Raw genomic sequence first — 12,849 nt, 5'->3', positions numbered from 1 at the left:
CGGAGGTACTGGTATACCTGTGTACAAATAAACAATAGCCCACGCCAAAGCGTGAGCATTGCATATTCTTGTACACATTTAAATTACCAGTTTACCGAGACAAGAAAAGCTAATGCTTTATATTTTAAATGATAGATTATTATCTATTTCTGATGCAATTTTAAATATTTTTTTTCACATATAAAAGAATTGTATAAAGGTTTTTAAAAATAGCCAGATAGTATTAATTGTATTGTCAGATATGTAGTAAAATAAGTATTAATACGGTTATAATTGTTGATTATTTTATCTTTTTAGCAATTAAATTTAAATTAATCGAAAAATAAAAACAGCTAAGTCCAAAGTTTTTTTATTTTTATCAAAATTTAAAAATGCAAGAACTCTCATTGTCTTCAAAGCTGAAGTACATTTTTTCTATTCCCGTGATCATTGCTGCCTTGGGGTATTTCGTAGATATTTATGATCTGCTTTTATTTGGAATCGTAAGAATTCCAAGCTTAAGAGCTTTAGGACTGAATCCTGATGTAGATGGGACTTTCATTCTTAATTGTCAGATGATCGGATTGTTAATTGGAGGGATTTTCTGGGGTGTTTTCGGAGATAAAAAAGGTAGACTTTCAGTATTGTTCGGATCAATTTTAGTGTATTCTTTAGCCAATATTGCCTGTGGATTTTTACCCCATTTTCCAAAAGAGCATTTAGTGTACTCTTATGCTGGATTAAGATTCATTGCAGGAATTGGTCTTGCCGGAGAACTTGGAGCAGGAATTACACTGGTTTCTGAAAGTCTGCCAAAGAATTTACGGGCAATCGGAACCTCAGTTGTAGCAGGTTTTGGATTAATGGGAGCCGTTGTCGCTCAATTAACTGTAGAATTAGCCGGAGGTTGGAATATTTCTTACATCATCGGCGGAGTTCTGGGAATTATGCTTTTATTTTTAAGAATAAGTGTTTCAGAATCGGGTATTTATAAAAATATTGAAACTAAATCTGTCTCCAAAGGAAATTTTCTCTCATTCTTCACCAATAAAGATCGTTTCGTTAGATATATAAAATGTATTGCTGTTGGGTTACCAACTTGGTATTGCATCGGGATTCTGGCCGTATTAGCAAACCAATTTGCCCCTGAATTTGGGATTAAAGATCTCAACCCCGGAAAAGCAATTATGTGGGCTTACGTCGGAATTTCTGTAGGAGATTTAGCGAGCGGATTTATTTCTCACGCTTTAAAATCCCGTAAAATGGCGATTTTCTACATGCTTATTTTTACATTAATAGGAGTGGGGATCATGCTTTTTGGAAATACGGATACCGAAACAAAATACTATCTTTTCTGTGTCTGGCTTGGTTTAGGAACAGGATATTGGGCGATGTTTGTGACGTTGGCGGCAGAACAGTTCGGGACAAATATCAGAAATACGGCAACAACTACAGTTCCCAATATGGTAAGAGGATTGGTTCCGGTAATGATTTTGGCTTTTGATCTTTTTAAAAATAATTTTTCAGTGATCGTAAGTGCTGCGATTGTTGGTGTCATTGTTTTTGCTTTGGCGCTGTATTCTGCATTGACGATTTCGGAGACGCATGATAAGGATTTGGATTTTACAGAATAAGGTGTTTAAATAATATTTTTCTCTTTTTATCGTTATTTAAATAGTAATTCGATTGATATCAACGGATTATTAGATAAAAAATAAATTATGTTGCAAATAATATATTTTTGTTTAACTTTGAAATGATTAAAACTATATTGTTAACTCTCAAAACCAAATCACATGTCAAACAACATTTTAAAAAACGCTAAGAAATTAAGAAAAGATGATCTTAAAAGCATCATGGGAGGAATCGGTAAAATCGGAACTCCGGATTTATCGCTTTGCGGATGCAGCTGCACAGGAGCAGTGACTGGACCTAAATATTGTTCACAATATATAGGTTGCCCACAAGTAATTACTTGCTAAGCAATTTTTAGAATTATTTCAACCTAGAAATAAACATTTCCACATTTAATACGCAAAAGCCTTCTGGAATATTCCGAAAGGCTTTTGTATTTTATGATATTAAGAAATCTTTACAATCTTTACGCTGTAACTGTTTAAACTTTTTATTTTAACCACAAAAGGTACAAAAGATTAAACATATTATTTATTTAAGTTTATAATGAACGGCAAATAAGAAGAACACATAAGTTTTAAAGAAATCTTTGATTTTTATTCTTTTGATGGCTTTTGTTTTCAAAAGAGCTAAATTTTAAATTGTCCAATAATGGCTTTTGTATCTCTTGTGGTTAAATCTTTAATCAGTTTAAACAGGCTTAAAGAAAAAATTATTATTTTGAATATAATCTCGGCTCATTCTGATGCTTTCAAAAATATCCTTATCACTCGAATCCTGTTCAACAAACCAATGTTGTAAACCTGCTTTTTCTCTTGCTTCAAAAATTCTTTTAAAATCAATAACTCCGTTTCCTATTTCGGCAAAATCTTTTGTATCCTTTTTCATATCTTTTACGTGCCACAACGGAAAACGATTAGGGTATTTTTCAAAATACAATAAAGGATCGAGTCCGGCTTTTGAGATCCAGTAAAGATCTAACTCCATTTTCACAAGATCGGGTGAAGTTTGACTTAAAATAAAATCATACACATTTTGATTTTCATTAAATTTTTCAAACTCGAAATCATGATTATGATACGCAAACTGAATTCCTGATTTTTTGGTGGTTTCTCCGCATTTTTCAAATAATTCAGGCAGTTTTTTATAGTTTTCAATCGTTCTTTCTTCATCAAAAAGGTAAGAACAGACCATATATTTAGATCCGATGAAGTTTAAATCTTCAACCGATTTCTCCCAATTGTTTAATAAAGTTCCTTTCTCTTGGTGAATAATTCCGGTTGTATGATGAGAACTGATGACTTTTAATCCTGTATTTTTTAGAATAGATTGAAACTCAGTTCTGTTTTTTCCAAAAAAAGTTCCGTTATATCCATAAATTTCAAGATCTCGAAATCCTAAAGCTGCAAGTTTTTCCAATGCCTTTTCCAAATTGTCCGAAATAGCATCTCGTACGGTGTAAAGTTGTATTGCCAAAGGTTTTTTATTAATTTTTAAATGAGAAATTCCACAGGAATACATTCCTAAAAGTCCCAATGAAGAAAGCTGTATAAAATCTTTTCTAAGCATTTTTCAGGAAACTATAAAAAAGGTTTCATTTCATCTTCAATCTGCGTTCTGAGATCCATCAGGCGTTTTGCATATTGTTCCTGCTGTTTTTCGTGTTCGGTTTCAGGAACCCATTTTGGGACAGGAAGTTTTTTTCCGTTCTCATCAACTGCGACAAAAACAATGATACAGTGGGTTTTCTTATCAAAAGTAGGTTGTTTCAGGTTTCTTGAGAAAACATTAATCGAAATATGCATACTCGAAGAACCAGTGTAAATGACTTGTGCTTCCACCTTTACAATTTCCCCGATTTTGATGGGTTCATAGAAACGTATTCCGCCAACATACACGGTTACGGAATAATTTCCGCTCCATGTCGTTGCACATGCATATCCTGCTTGGTCGATCCACTTCATTACACTTCCTCCGTGAACATTTCCTCCATAATTAACATCTGAAGGCTCAGAAATAAACTGAAAAGTGATAGGCTTGTTATCCATTCTTATAAAATTTGAATAAAGGTATTTAATAATTCTTAAAATGGCGGATTAAATCATACTTTTGGAGGTTGGAACTTTCGTAAGAGTTTCATTTAACAAAAAATAACTTAAAAAAATAAATGAAAAAAGTATTTTATCTTAATACATGTGACACTTGTAGAAAAATATTAGCACAGTTTAGTCTTAAAGATTGGGAACTTCGTGAGATCAAAAAAGAGCCTATAACGATTGAGGAATTAGAAGCGATGCATAAAATTGCAGGATCATACGAAGAATTATTCAGTAAAAAATCTACTCAGATCAAATTGAGAGAGTTGGATCTGAAAACATTGGGAGAGGAAGATTTTAAGGAGCTTTTGCTTGATCATTATACGTTCCTTAGACGTCCTGTATTCCTTACTGATAAAGAGATCTTTATCGGAAATGATAAAAAAAATATTGGAGAATTGAGAGATTATTTTCACTCAAACTAATATCATTAAATAATCATTTGCTGTTCTGATTAGATAAGAATTTCAATGAAGTATTTGGTTTCCATATTGATTTTTATTTCGTTGAGCCTGAGTGGGCAAACGGTTTATAAAACACCTTCAGGGGCAAAATATCATCTGTCTACCTGTAAAGTGGTTAATAATTTTTCTTCACAGCTTGATGTGGCTCAGGCGGTGAAAATGGGTTTGGAACCTTGCAAAAAGTGTAATCCGCCAAGACCATCTGTGTATGGAATTGCCTCTAAACCTAAAAAAGTAAACGGAACCAATAAAGGAAATCAATGTCTCGGAACCACAAAAAAGGGAACGAGATGCCAACATTATACTAAAATAGGAAACGATTATTGTTTTCAGCACGCCCCAAAATAATGTCAGTCTTTTAGGCTGACAGCAATTTTCTTGTAAAAAAGGTTAATTTTTATCCAAAATATAATTTTACGCTGTCGGAGCTTCCGACAAAGAGAATCAAAACAGGTTTGAGCTGTCAGAATTTCCGACGGAGCAAACCTAAATAGGTTTAGACTTTCCGGACTTCGGACGAAGATAAATTGTTTAGTTTTAAACTTTCCGGGACTGGGACGATAAGAAATTAAATTGGTTTGAACTTTCCCAACTTGGGACGGTGTAAAATTATTTGTCATTGCGAGGAGCGAAGCGACAAAGCAATCTCAACCACAATTTTTACCATACATTTTGTCATTCCGGAGGAATCTACACTTAGTTTAGAACAGCACTGTTGAGATTCCTCCGGAATGACAAACTTGAAGGATAATTGCAACATAAAAACAAAAAAACCGCAGAAAGCTCTGCGGTTTTTATTATTAAATATATCTTTTAATTATACAAAAGGAGCTTTCACCACTTTTGCAGGGATATTTTTATTTCTTACCTGAATAAAGATCTCAGAACCAATTTTGAAATGAGGCTTATCAACATAAGCCAATCCTAAACCTACTTTTTTCATTGGAGACTGAGTTCCGGAAGTTACTTTCCCGATCACGTTTCCTTCAGCATCTACAACAGGGTAGTCGTGTCTTGGAACACCTTTATCCTGAAGTTCAAAACCAACTAATTTTCTCGTAACACCTTCTTCTTTCTGTTTTGCGAAAATATCTTTAGACACAAAATCTTTATCGAATTTTGTGATCCATCCTAATCCAGCTTCAATCGGAGAAGTTGTATCATCAATGTCCATTCCGTAAAGACAGAATCCTTTTTCAAGTCTTAAAGTGTCTCTGGCAGCCAATCCACAAGGAATAATTCCTTCAGATTCTCCAGCTTTAATGATTTCGTCCCACAATTTTTCAGCGTTTTCATTTTGGAAGTAAATCTCAAAACCACCGCTTCCTGTATAACCTGTGTTAGAAATAATTACGCCATTCACACCTGCTACAGACCCAACAGTAAAGTTATAGTAAGGAATCTCAGAAAGGTTTGTATCTGTCAGTTTTTGAAGAATTTCAGTCGCTTTCGGCCCTTGAATTGCCAATAACGACATGTCATCAGAAGCATTCGTCAAAACAGCGTCAAAATTGTTGTATTTTACGATGTGATTCCAGTCTTTTTCAATGTTTGAAGCATTTACAACCACGAAATACTTTTCATCTTCCATTTTGTAAACAATAAGGTCGTCTACAATTCCTCCGTTTTCGTTTGGAAGACAAGAATATTGAGCTTTTCCGTTTTCTAAAGCGTCTACATTGTTAGTTGTAACCAATTGCAGAAGATCTTTAGCTCCGGGACCTTCAACGAAAAATTGTCCCATGTGAGATACGTCGAATAATCCTGCTTTTTCTCTTACCGCAAAATGCTCTTCTGTAACTCCGGAATATTGTACAGGCATTTCAAAACCTGCGAAAGGTACTATTTTCGCTCCCAGAGAAGCGTGTTTGTCGTACAAGGCTGTTTTCTTCATATTTATTTCTATTTCTTTATTTTAAAGCTGTTAAAAGTTTCATTAAAAAGGGTCATGTAATTTCCGTTCCAGTATTGCTGACCACAGTTGATGGAAACAAGGTATAGATCTTTATCTTTTTGAAAAACTTTTGTGATCCAGAATATTTTTCCTTTTTCATCCAGATATTCGTAAAAATATTCTGTATATCCTTTTTTACCGTTCTTACTTTTTATTTTACTCTCATCGTCACTCGATTTGTAAAGAGCAAGGATGAATTTTTTTGTTTCTGCTTTTGGAAGGTTCAGATCATGATATTCTGAAATTGTGATCGCGCCAATTTCATTGGTAGGAAAGATGTTGACGATATCGCCTTCATTCATTGCTTTCCAGCCATCGGGAAGATTAATTGAGTAATTTGAATTCTCATAAACCTTCTGCTTTTGGGCAAACGAAAAAAATCCCAACAGTAATGTTATTATTAATATTGATTTTTTAATCATTTTAAAAATGGTGTTTATATTCTTCGAGAATGATCTTAAACCATTCTGTGAAATTTTCAGGATGTTCAGCGATTTCTTTATCGAGATTTTCCATGGAAATATATCTTACTTCTTCTACTTCGTTTTTATTTAAATTGAAATCAGATTCGTAGTTTCCTACAAAAACGTGGTCAAGCTCGTGTTCCCAAAGTCCACTGCCAACATCTGCTTTATAAATAAAATTGAATTTTTCTGAAAGTTCACTTTCGATTCCCAGTTCCTCTTTAACTCTGCGTTTTGCTCCGTCAAGATAAGTTTCGCCGCTTCTTGGATGCGAACAAACGGCATTGGTCCATTGATTGGGAGAGTGGTATTTTTCTGACGCTCTTTTCTGTAAAAGCATCTCACCTTTGTTATTGAATAAAAAAACGGAAAATGCGCGGTGTAATAAGCCGTTAATGTGAGCCTGCTGCTTTTCCATTAAGCCTAAAACTTCATCCGCCGGATTTACCAAAACTACGAATTCTTCCATTCCTACAAATGTAAGTTTAATAAATGTATTTTGGAAATTTTTGGTGAAACATCATATTAATCTGCGTGGCAACAATTATTTTTTCAATGCTTTCCCGATCCTGATGTATAAAAATGATATAATGAAAAAGAGAATGGTAATAAATAAGGAATTAATTAAAACTTTTGTCATTCCCAAAGCAGTTACATCCACAAAAGGATAAGGATAAAATCCCGAAAAATTTCCTCTGACTAGAATGACAATAAGATAAACAATCGGAAATATAGCCCATTTTAAGATCTGACTGTATTTTACTTTAGCTTTATTTTCAAATAAATACCAGAAAATTATCGTGAGAACAGGCATTACGCTGTGAAGTAATTCGTCAACAATTCTTTGTAAACCGGTCGGCTGCCATGTTCCTCTCAGAATGATCTGATAGGTGACTCCAACAATTGTAATATACACTGTAATTGCCGTTAAATATCCTATGTTTTTATCTTCAACTCCTTGTTTCTTGAAAGCTACACTTGTAAAATAGATAGTAACAATTAAATTAACCAATATTGTAAAATAAGTGAAAAATCTAAAGTTAGCTTCCAATAAAGAACTTATCCTGTTTTCTATGTGCAAATAGTATTGGGCAATTAAAGCAAACCAACCAATCAGGGCGAAAATTAAAGCAATATTTTTTTTCATAGTTTGTAATTAGTTGATATAAATATAAAACAAAAAAGCCATTTTACGAGATTGAAAAATGACTTTATGTTTTGATATGCTATTATTTAACGTCTTTCCAGATATTTCTGTTAATCGTTTCTATGGTATTTCCTTTGATGAGATATTTGTCCGGACCTTTAATATAAGTTGTTGCTCCGTGACTATATGTCATTAAGCTGTAATTTACGGTAACTGTATCTGCGTTTTGCTCAAAATTAAGATATTGAAAATCCGAAAAATTGGAAGCTGAATTAGGTGGCTGGAAAAAATCCTGAGCGATTAATTGTTCGGCAGCCTTGTCTTTTCCAAACCATTTTTTTACTAAATCTTTTTGTGCCTGCGAACCTTGTTTTCCTAAGCCTAAAGCTGTAGTTAATTCACAGTTTTCGCCTTGACAATTTGATCCTCCGAGTCCGCTGTATAATGCAGCGATGGCTTTTAAAGGCTCAGATAATTTTTGAATTGTAGTTTCATTAATAGTTCCCGGAGTTTCCTTAGATTCTGCTATTAAAATATAGTTTGCAGTTTTATCGGCTTCTTTAATTTCTTCAGCTGGTGTAGAGTCCTTTGCTGGCGGAGTTACAAGAGTACTGTCTGAATTTTTTGTAATCGTTTCTTCGGTTTTGCTGTTTTTATTACATGAAAAAAGGAATAATGATAATACTCCGAGGGTTAAAATATTAAATTTCATAATTTATTTTTTGTAATATGATCAATAAAGATACCAAATCAGCCTTAAATTTTGATATGGAAAGCTTATAAATAATAACCAAATCATCATTAATATTTAATTCATTGCAAAACAGAATATTTTTAATCTCAATTGTAAAAACGATAGGGTAAGTCTTTATTTTATTCGGGAAATAATAATTTAAAGAGTGTAATATTAATTTAAACTAAGTTTAGTACATCCGTTAGATGTAAAAATCGTAACTTTGCAATTCAAATTTTCATGATGGAATTAGAATACAAAGAGCATTTAAGTCCGATTCTTAAGGACGGGGTAAAAAACTATTTAATAGACATCGACGGAACTATTACTGACGATGTACCAAATGAAGAGCCGGAGAGAATGGTTACTTGTGAGCCTTATCCAGACGCTTTAGAAACAGTGAATAAATGGTACGACGAAGGTCACCAGATCTGTTTTTTCACTTCAAGAACAGAAAATCTAAAGCAAATTACCATTGATTGGTTGGATAAGCACGGATTTAAATATCACAGTGTTTTATGCGGAAAACCAAGAGGAGGAAACTATCACTGGATAGACAACCATTTGGTAAGAGCGACAAGATATAAAGGAAAATTCACGGATCTTGTAGAAAAGCAAGTTACGATTGAAGTTTTTAAAGATTAAAATTATAATTCGAGGATTTAAAGATTAAACGATTAAAGTGGATAATACTGCTTGATCTTTTAATTTTTAAATCTTTTAGTTTTTAAATAGATAAAGAATATTTATGAAAGTTTTAGCAAACGATGGGTTGGATCAGTCTGGGATTGATGCATTGACTGAGAAAGGTTTTGAAGTGATCACTGCAAAAGTTCCGCAGGAGTTTTTGGTAGATTATATCAACGAGCACAAAATCCGTACTTTATTGGTGCGTAGTGCAACACAGGTAAGAAAAGATATTATTGATAATTGTCCGTCACTTGGAATCATCGGTAGAGGTGGAGTTGGAATGGATAATATTGATGTAGATTATGCAAGAGAAAAAGGAATTCATGTGATCAATACGCCTTCTGCTTCTTCAGAATCGGTTGCTGAATTGGTTTTTGCTCACTTATTTTCAGGAGCAAGATTTTTGCAGGATTCAAACAGAAAAATGCCTTTAGTAGGAGATACAGAATTTGGAGGTCTTAAAAAAGCGTATGCTGCAGGTATCGAATTAAGAGGAAAAACCATCGGAATTGTTGGGATGGGAAGAATCGGACAGGAGGTTGCAAGAATCGCTCTAGGACTTGGAATGAGAGTGGTTGCAGCCGACAGCAATGTTGGAAGAGCAAGCATTAAAGTGAAATTCTACAACAATCAGTTCATTAATGTAGATATTGAAACAGAACCTTTGCAGGAAGTTTTAAAGCATTCAGATTTCATTACGCTTCACGTTCCGGCTCAGAAAGACGGTTATATGATCGGTAAAAATGAGTTTGACATCATGAAAGACGGTGTTGCTATCGTAAACTGCTCAAGAGGTGGTGTGATCGACGAGTCTGCTTTAATTGAAGCTTTAGATTCAGGAAAAGTAAGGTTTGCAGGTCTTGATGTTTTCATCAACGAACCGACACCTTCTAAAGAAATCCTTAATCATTCTAAAATTTCTTTGACGCCTCACACAGGTGCATCTACTTTGGAAGCTCAGGACAGAATTGGTTTGTCTTTGGCAGAACAGATTTCAAGTATTTTACAGATTCAGTAATCTGATTATTATAAAGAATAAAAAGCACCTCAGATTGAGGTGTTTTTGTTTTATAGATTGTTTTTACTTTTAAGCAAATCTCTGATTTCGGTTAATAATTTTTGGTCGTCAGTTGGTCCAGCGGGAGCCGGTTCTTCTTTTTTAGTTATTCTATTAGCACCTTTAATAATCCAGAAAAGTACCATTGCGACACATAAAAAGCTGATAACTGATGATAAGAAGTTTCCGTAGGTAACTCCGTTCCATGATAATTTTGTAATGTCGTCCGCGCCCGCAGCTTTAAGAGCAGGAGTTAATAATAAAGGTGTAATGACGTCCGCAACTAATGACGATACAATTTTCCCAAAGGCACCACCGATTATTACCCCGACTGCCAGATCAATAACATTACCCTTAAAGGCAAATTCTTTAAATTCTTTTAAAAATCCCATAATTTTTTTACATTGTGTTACGGGCAAATATAATAAAATTTTGATTTGTTAGGGATCAGTTTTTTAAGAATAAATAAAAACCACTTCAATTTTGAAGTGGTCTGGGTTTTATATGTTGTTTTTACTTTTAAGCAAATCTCTGATTTCCATTAATAATTTTTGGTCTTCAGTAGGTCCGGCTGGAGCAACCTCGTCTTTTTTAATAATTCTGTTAGCACCTTTAATGATCCAGAAAAGTACCATTGCGATACATAAGAAACTGATTACAGCAGAAAGAAAATTACCGTAAGTAACGCCGTTCCAAGATAGTTTTGAGATGTTTTCTGCCCCCGCAGCTTTAAGAGCAGGATTTAATAATAAAGGAGTAATAACATCTTCTACCAAAGACGAAACGATTTTTCCAAAGGCTCCACCAATGATAACACCGACTGCCAGATCAAGTACATTTCCTTTAAAAGCAAATGATTTAAATTCTTTAATAAATCCCATAATTTATATTTTTAAGTATTGTTATAAACAAAAATAGGAATTTATGTTATAAAAATTTTTATGATTTCAAGTTTTTATTTAAAAATATAAGTGAATTAATTTTTTATGCGATTTAATTTCACATTCGTTTTATTTGTTGTTTAATTTTAAAAAAATCGAAAAAATTCTTTGTAAATTGCTGTTAACAGTAGTATGTATAATAAAAACAATAATAATTATGAAAATTTTCACAGCAGAGCAGATCCGTAAATGTGACGAGTTTACAATTTCTGATGAACCTGTTTCGTCAATTCAATTAATGGAAAGGGCAGCACAAAGTTGTGTAGACTGGATCTATGAAAACTGTAAAAATCATAGAAATTTCACCATATTTTGCGGCAGTGGAAATAACGGAGGAGATGGTTTTGCCATCGCTAAAATGTTGTATTTAAAAGGTTTTGATGTTGATGTTTTTGTAGATCCCAAAGCAAAATATTCCAATGACGCGAATGTGAATTTTAAAGAATTAAAAGAAGTTTCAGGCGTACTTATTAAGAGTTTTAAGGATGTTGAAAGCTATCGTTTTGACAGCAGAACGGTAATTATTGATGCTCTTTTCGGAACCGGATTATCAAGGGAATTGGAAGGTGATTATAAACAACTTGTTAATGATTTAAACTCTAAAAATAATGTTAGAATTTCAATTGATGTTCCGTCAGGATTATTTACAGACGTTATTTCTGATGAAAATTCTACTATTTTTAAAGCAGATTATACATTAAGCTTTCAGTTTTGGAAAAAAAGTTTCCTGCATCCCGAAACAGGAAAATATACAGGGAAAGTCGTTATTTTAGATATAAATTTAAGTGAAGAATATATTTCAAATACAGCAACACCGGATTTTGTTATTGATGATAAAATTGTAGAAAGTATCTTCAAACCCAGAAATGAGTTTTCTCATAAAGGTACTTATGGAAAAGTGACGATTGCTGCAGGAAGTTATGGTAAAGTCGGTGCGGCTGTTTTGGCTACAAAATCTGCCTTGAAAACAGGAGCTGGATTAACTTTTACATTAGCTCCAAAATGTGGATATGAAATTCTTCAAACTTCTTGCCCGGAAGCCATGTTTATACAGGGTGGTGAAAATTATATCGATCAGTTTGATATTGATGAAACCTCAGTTTGTGGAATAGGCCCGGGATTAGGAACAGATTCGGAAACAGAAAAATCTCTATTAAAATTTTTAAAACAATATCCAAAACCATTACTATTGGATGCTGATGCTTTAAATATTATTTCAAAAGATGAGAAAAACTTAAAATTAATTCCAAAAAAATCGATCATAACTCCGCATCCAAAAGAGTTTGAAAGATTATTTGGTGCGACAAAAAATTCTTTCGAAAGAGTAGAATTAGCCCGAAAAAAAGCCAATGAACTTCAAATTTATATTGTCCTGAAAGATCATCACACACAAATAATTACTCCGGAAGGAAATGTTTTTTATAATATTACAGGAAATTCCGGTTTGGCAAAAGGAGGAAGCGGAGATATTCTAACAGGAATCATAACTTCATTTCTTGCTCAGGGATATTCGGAAGAAAATGCCGCTATTTTCGGTGTGTGGTTTCATGGAAAAGCCGCTGAATTTGCTGCTGAAAAATATTCTAAAGAATCTATGCTTCCAACGGATGTTATTAATGAATTCGGAAATGTTTTCGAAGAACTCAATAAAAATACTTCGATAAAACTATAATATAAATAAAAAAGGCA

At 33.4% G+C, this 12,849-nt stretch carries 16 protein-coding genes; 7 read left to right on the top strand and 9 right to left on the bottom strand.

The genetic code is table 11. The features are described 5' to 3' along the window. Positions 1 to 371 precede the first annotated feature (371 nt). The gene (locus tag AC1Q7L_RS17470) at positions 372 to 1,613 is read left to right on the top strand and encodes an MFS transporter (protein WP_492307144.1); all 1,242 of its coding nucleotides are present in this window, start codon (positions 372 to 374) and stop codon (positions 1,611 to 1,613) included. 162 nt (positions 1,614 to 1,775) lie between these two features. Then, on the top strand, positions 1,776 to 1,961 hold the full coding sequence (locus AC1Q7L_RS17465; protein WP_410693466.1) for a hypothetical protein: 186 nt from the start codon (positions 1,776 to 1,778) through the stop codon (positions 1,959 to 1,961). Between the two features lie 343 nt (positions 1,962 to 2,304). On the opposite strand, the gene AC1Q7L_RS17460 is transcribed toward AC1Q7L_RS17465, so the two are convergent. Both AC1Q7L_RS17460 and AC1Q7L_RS17455 read right to left on the bottom strand, forming a co-directional pair. After that, positions 2,305 to 3,183: a sugar phosphate isomerase/epimerase family protein gene (locus tag AC1Q7L_RS17460; protein ID WP_492307145.1), complete on the bottom strand. Its 879-nt coding sequence runs from the start codon at positions 3,181 to 3,183 to the stop codon at positions 2,305 to 2,307. 11 nt (positions 3,184 to 3,194) lie between these two features. After that, positions 3,195 to 3,662, bottom strand: a complete 468-nt coding sequence (locus AC1Q7L_RS17455) for an acyl-CoA thioesterase (RefSeq protein WP_123983873.1) — start codon at positions 3,660 to 3,662, stop codon at positions 3,195 to 3,197. Between the two features lie 119 nt (positions 3,663 to 3,781). On the opposite strand from AC1Q7L_RS17455, the gene AC1Q7L_RS17450 reads away from it, so the two are divergent. Both AC1Q7L_RS17450 and AC1Q7L_RS17445 read left to right on the top strand, forming a co-directional pair. Then, positions 3,782 to 4,135, top strand: a complete 354-nt coding sequence (locus AC1Q7L_RS17450) for an arsenate reductase family protein (RefSeq protein WP_066750506.1) — start codon at positions 3,782 to 3,784, stop codon at positions 4,133 to 4,135. Positions 4,136 to 4,180: 45 nt separating this feature from the next. After that, a complete protein-coding gene (locus tag AC1Q7L_RS17445; protein ID WP_492307146.1) occupies positions 4,181 to 4,522 on the top strand; it encodes a hypothetical protein in 342 nt (113 codons plus the stop codon). Between the two features lie 469 nt (positions 4,523 to 4,991). On the opposite strand, the gene gcvT is transcribed toward AC1Q7L_RS17445, so the two are convergent. The 5 genes from gcvT to AC1Q7L_RS17420 all read right to left on the bottom strand — a co-directional run bounded on the left by gcvT (position 4,992) and on the right by AC1Q7L_RS17420 (position 8,451). Continuing rightward, positions 4,992 to 6,068, bottom strand: coding sequence for a glycine cleavage system aminomethyltransferase GcvT (gcvT, locus tag AC1Q7L_RS17440; protein ID WP_492307147.1), 1,077 nt, complete (start codon positions 6,066 to 6,068; stop codon positions 4,992 to 4,994). 8 nt (positions 6,069 to 6,076) lie between these two features. After that, positions 6,077 to 6,550, bottom strand: a complete 474-nt coding sequence (locus AC1Q7L_RS17435; RefSeq protein ID WP_492307148.1) for a hypothetical protein — start codon at positions 6,548 to 6,550, stop codon at positions 6,077 to 6,079. Between the two features lies 1 nt (position 6,551). Continuing rightward, positions 6,552 to 7,061 (bottom strand): isopentenyl-diphosphate Delta-isomerase, encoded by a 510-nt coding sequence (gene idi, locus AC1Q7L_RS17430; protein ID WP_492307149.1) that lies wholly within the window; start codon positions 7,059 to 7,061, stop codon positions 6,552 to 6,554. A 75-nt stretch (positions 7,062 to 7,136) separates the two neighbouring features. Next, positions 7,137 to 7,739 (bottom strand): Pr6Pr family membrane protein, encoded by a 603-nt coding sequence (locus tag AC1Q7L_RS17425; RefSeq protein WP_492307150.1) that lies wholly within the window; start codon positions 7,737 to 7,739, stop codon positions 7,137 to 7,139. Between the two features lie 82 nt (positions 7,740 to 7,821). After that, positions 7,822 to 8,451, bottom strand: a complete 630-nt coding sequence (locus tag AC1Q7L_RS17420; protein WP_492307151.1) for a hypothetical protein — start codon at positions 8,449 to 8,451, stop codon at positions 7,822 to 7,824. 264 nt (positions 8,452 to 8,715) lie between these two features. On the opposite strand from AC1Q7L_RS17420, the gene AC1Q7L_RS17415 reads away from it, so the two are divergent. Continuing rightward, complete coding sequence (locus AC1Q7L_RS17415) at positions 8,716 to 9,117, top strand: LNS2 domain-containing protein (protein ID WP_066750468.1); 402 nt, start codon at positions 8,716 to 8,718, stop codon at positions 9,115 to 9,117. A 103-nt stretch (positions 9,118 to 9,220) separates the two neighbouring features. Further along, positions 9,221 to 10,180: a D-2-hydroxyacid dehydrogenase gene (locus AC1Q7L_RS17410; protein WP_410693458.1), complete on the top strand. Its 960-nt coding sequence runs from the start codon at positions 9,221 to 9,223 to the stop codon at positions 10,178 to 10,180. A 50-nt stretch (positions 10,181 to 10,230) separates the two neighbouring features. Here the strand turns inward: AC1Q7L_RS17410 and mscL (AC1Q7L_RS17405) are convergent, their stop codons facing one another. Together mscL (AC1Q7L_RS17405) and mscL (AC1Q7L_RS17400) are read right to left on the bottom strand one after the other, a co-directional pair. Next, complete coding sequence (mscL, locus tag AC1Q7L_RS17405) at positions 10,231 to 10,611, bottom strand: large conductance mechanosensitive channel protein MscL (RefSeq protein WP_492307152.1); 381 nt, start codon at positions 10,609 to 10,611, stop codon at positions 10,231 to 10,233. A gap of 108 nt (positions 10,612 to 10,719) precedes the next feature. Beyond that, positions 10,720 to 11,100: a large conductance mechanosensitive channel protein MscL gene (mscL, locus tag AC1Q7L_RS17400; protein WP_410693456.1), complete on the bottom strand. Its 381-nt coding sequence runs from the start codon at positions 11,098 to 11,100 to the stop codon at positions 10,720 to 10,722. A 217-nt stretch (positions 11,101 to 11,317) separates the two neighbouring features. Here mscL (AC1Q7L_RS17400) and AC1Q7L_RS17395 point away from each other — a divergent pair, with 217 nt between their 5' ends. Continuing rightward, positions 11,318 to 12,832, top strand: a complete 1,515-nt coding sequence (locus AC1Q7L_RS17395) for an NAD(P)H-hydrate dehydratase (protein ID WP_492307153.1) — start codon at positions 11,318 to 11,320, stop codon at positions 12,830 to 12,832. The last annotated feature ends 17 nt before the right edge of the window (positions 12,833 to 12,849 follow it).

Source organism: Chryseobacterium sp. GW823-FHT05E08 (genome assembly GCF_058795655.1).
The sequence above is the reverse complement of the archived record's forward strand: the minus strand, read 5'-3'. Positions and strand labels throughout refer to the sequence as shown.

Excerpts from the sequence above, each read along its gene's own strand:
- AC1Q7L_RS17420 (WP_492307151.1), bottom strand. The coding sequence starts at position 8,451 with ATGAAATTTAATATTTTAACCCTCGGAGTATTATCATTATTCCTTTTT.
- AC1Q7L_RS17410 (WP_410693458.1), top strand. The coding sequence starts at position 9,221 with ATGAAAGTTTTAGCAAACGATGGGTTGGATCAGTCTGGGATTGATGCA.
- AC1Q7L_RS17460 (WP_492307145.1), bottom strand. The coding sequence starts at position 3,183 with ATGCTTAGAAAAGATTTTATACAGCTTTCTTCATTGGGACTTTTAGGA.
- AC1Q7L_RS17465 (WP_410693466.1), top strand. The coding sequence starts at position 1,776 with ATGTCAAACAACATTTTAAAAAACGCTAAGAAATTAAGAAAAGATGAT.
- AC1Q7L_RS17425 (WP_492307150.1), bottom strand. The coding sequence starts at position 7,739 with ATGAAAAAAAATATTGCTTTAATTTTCGCCCTGATTGGTTGGTTTGCT.
- gcvT (WP_492307147.1), bottom strand. The coding sequence starts at position 6,068 with ATGAAGAAAACAGCCTTGTACGACAAACACGCTTCTCTGGGAGCGAAA.
- AC1Q7L_RS17435 (WP_492307148.1), bottom strand. The coding sequence starts at position 6,550 with ATGATTAAAAAATCAATATTAATAATAACATTACTGTTGGGATTTTTT.
- mscL (WP_492307152.1), bottom strand. The coding sequence starts at position 10,611 with ATGGGATTTTTAAAAGAATTTAAAGAATTTGCCTTTAAGGGTAATGTT.
- AC1Q7L_RS17395 (WP_492307153.1), top strand. The coding sequence starts at position 11,318 with ATGAAAATTTTCACAGCAGAGCAGATCCGTAAATGTGACGAGTTTACA.
- AC1Q7L_RS17445 (WP_492307146.1), top strand. The coding sequence starts at position 4,181 with ATGAAGTATTTGGTTTCCATATTGATTTTTATTTCGTTGAGCCTGAGT.
- AC1Q7L_RS17450 (WP_066750506.1), top strand. The coding sequence starts at position 3,782 with ATGAAAAAAGTATTTTATCTTAATACATGTGACACTTGTAGAAAAATA.
- AC1Q7L_RS17455 (WP_123983873.1), bottom strand. The coding sequence starts at position 3,662 with ATGGATAACAAGCCTATCACTTTTCAGTTTATTTCTGAGCCTTCAGAT.
- mscL (WP_410693456.1), bottom strand. The coding sequence starts at position 11,100 with ATGGGATTTATTAAAGAATTTAAATCATTTGCTTTTAAAGGAAATGTA.
- AC1Q7L_RS17470 (WP_492307144.1), top strand. The coding sequence starts at position 372 with ATGCAAGAACTCTCATTGTCTTCAAAGCTGAAGTACATTTTTTCTATT.
- idi (WP_492307149.1), bottom strand. The coding sequence starts at position 7,061 with ATGGAAGAATTCGTAGTTTTGGTAAATCCGGCGGATGAAGTTTTAGGC.
- AC1Q7L_RS17415 (WP_066750468.1), top strand. The coding sequence starts at position 8,716 with ATGGAATTAGAATACAAAGAGCATTTAAGTCCGATTCTTAAGGACGGG.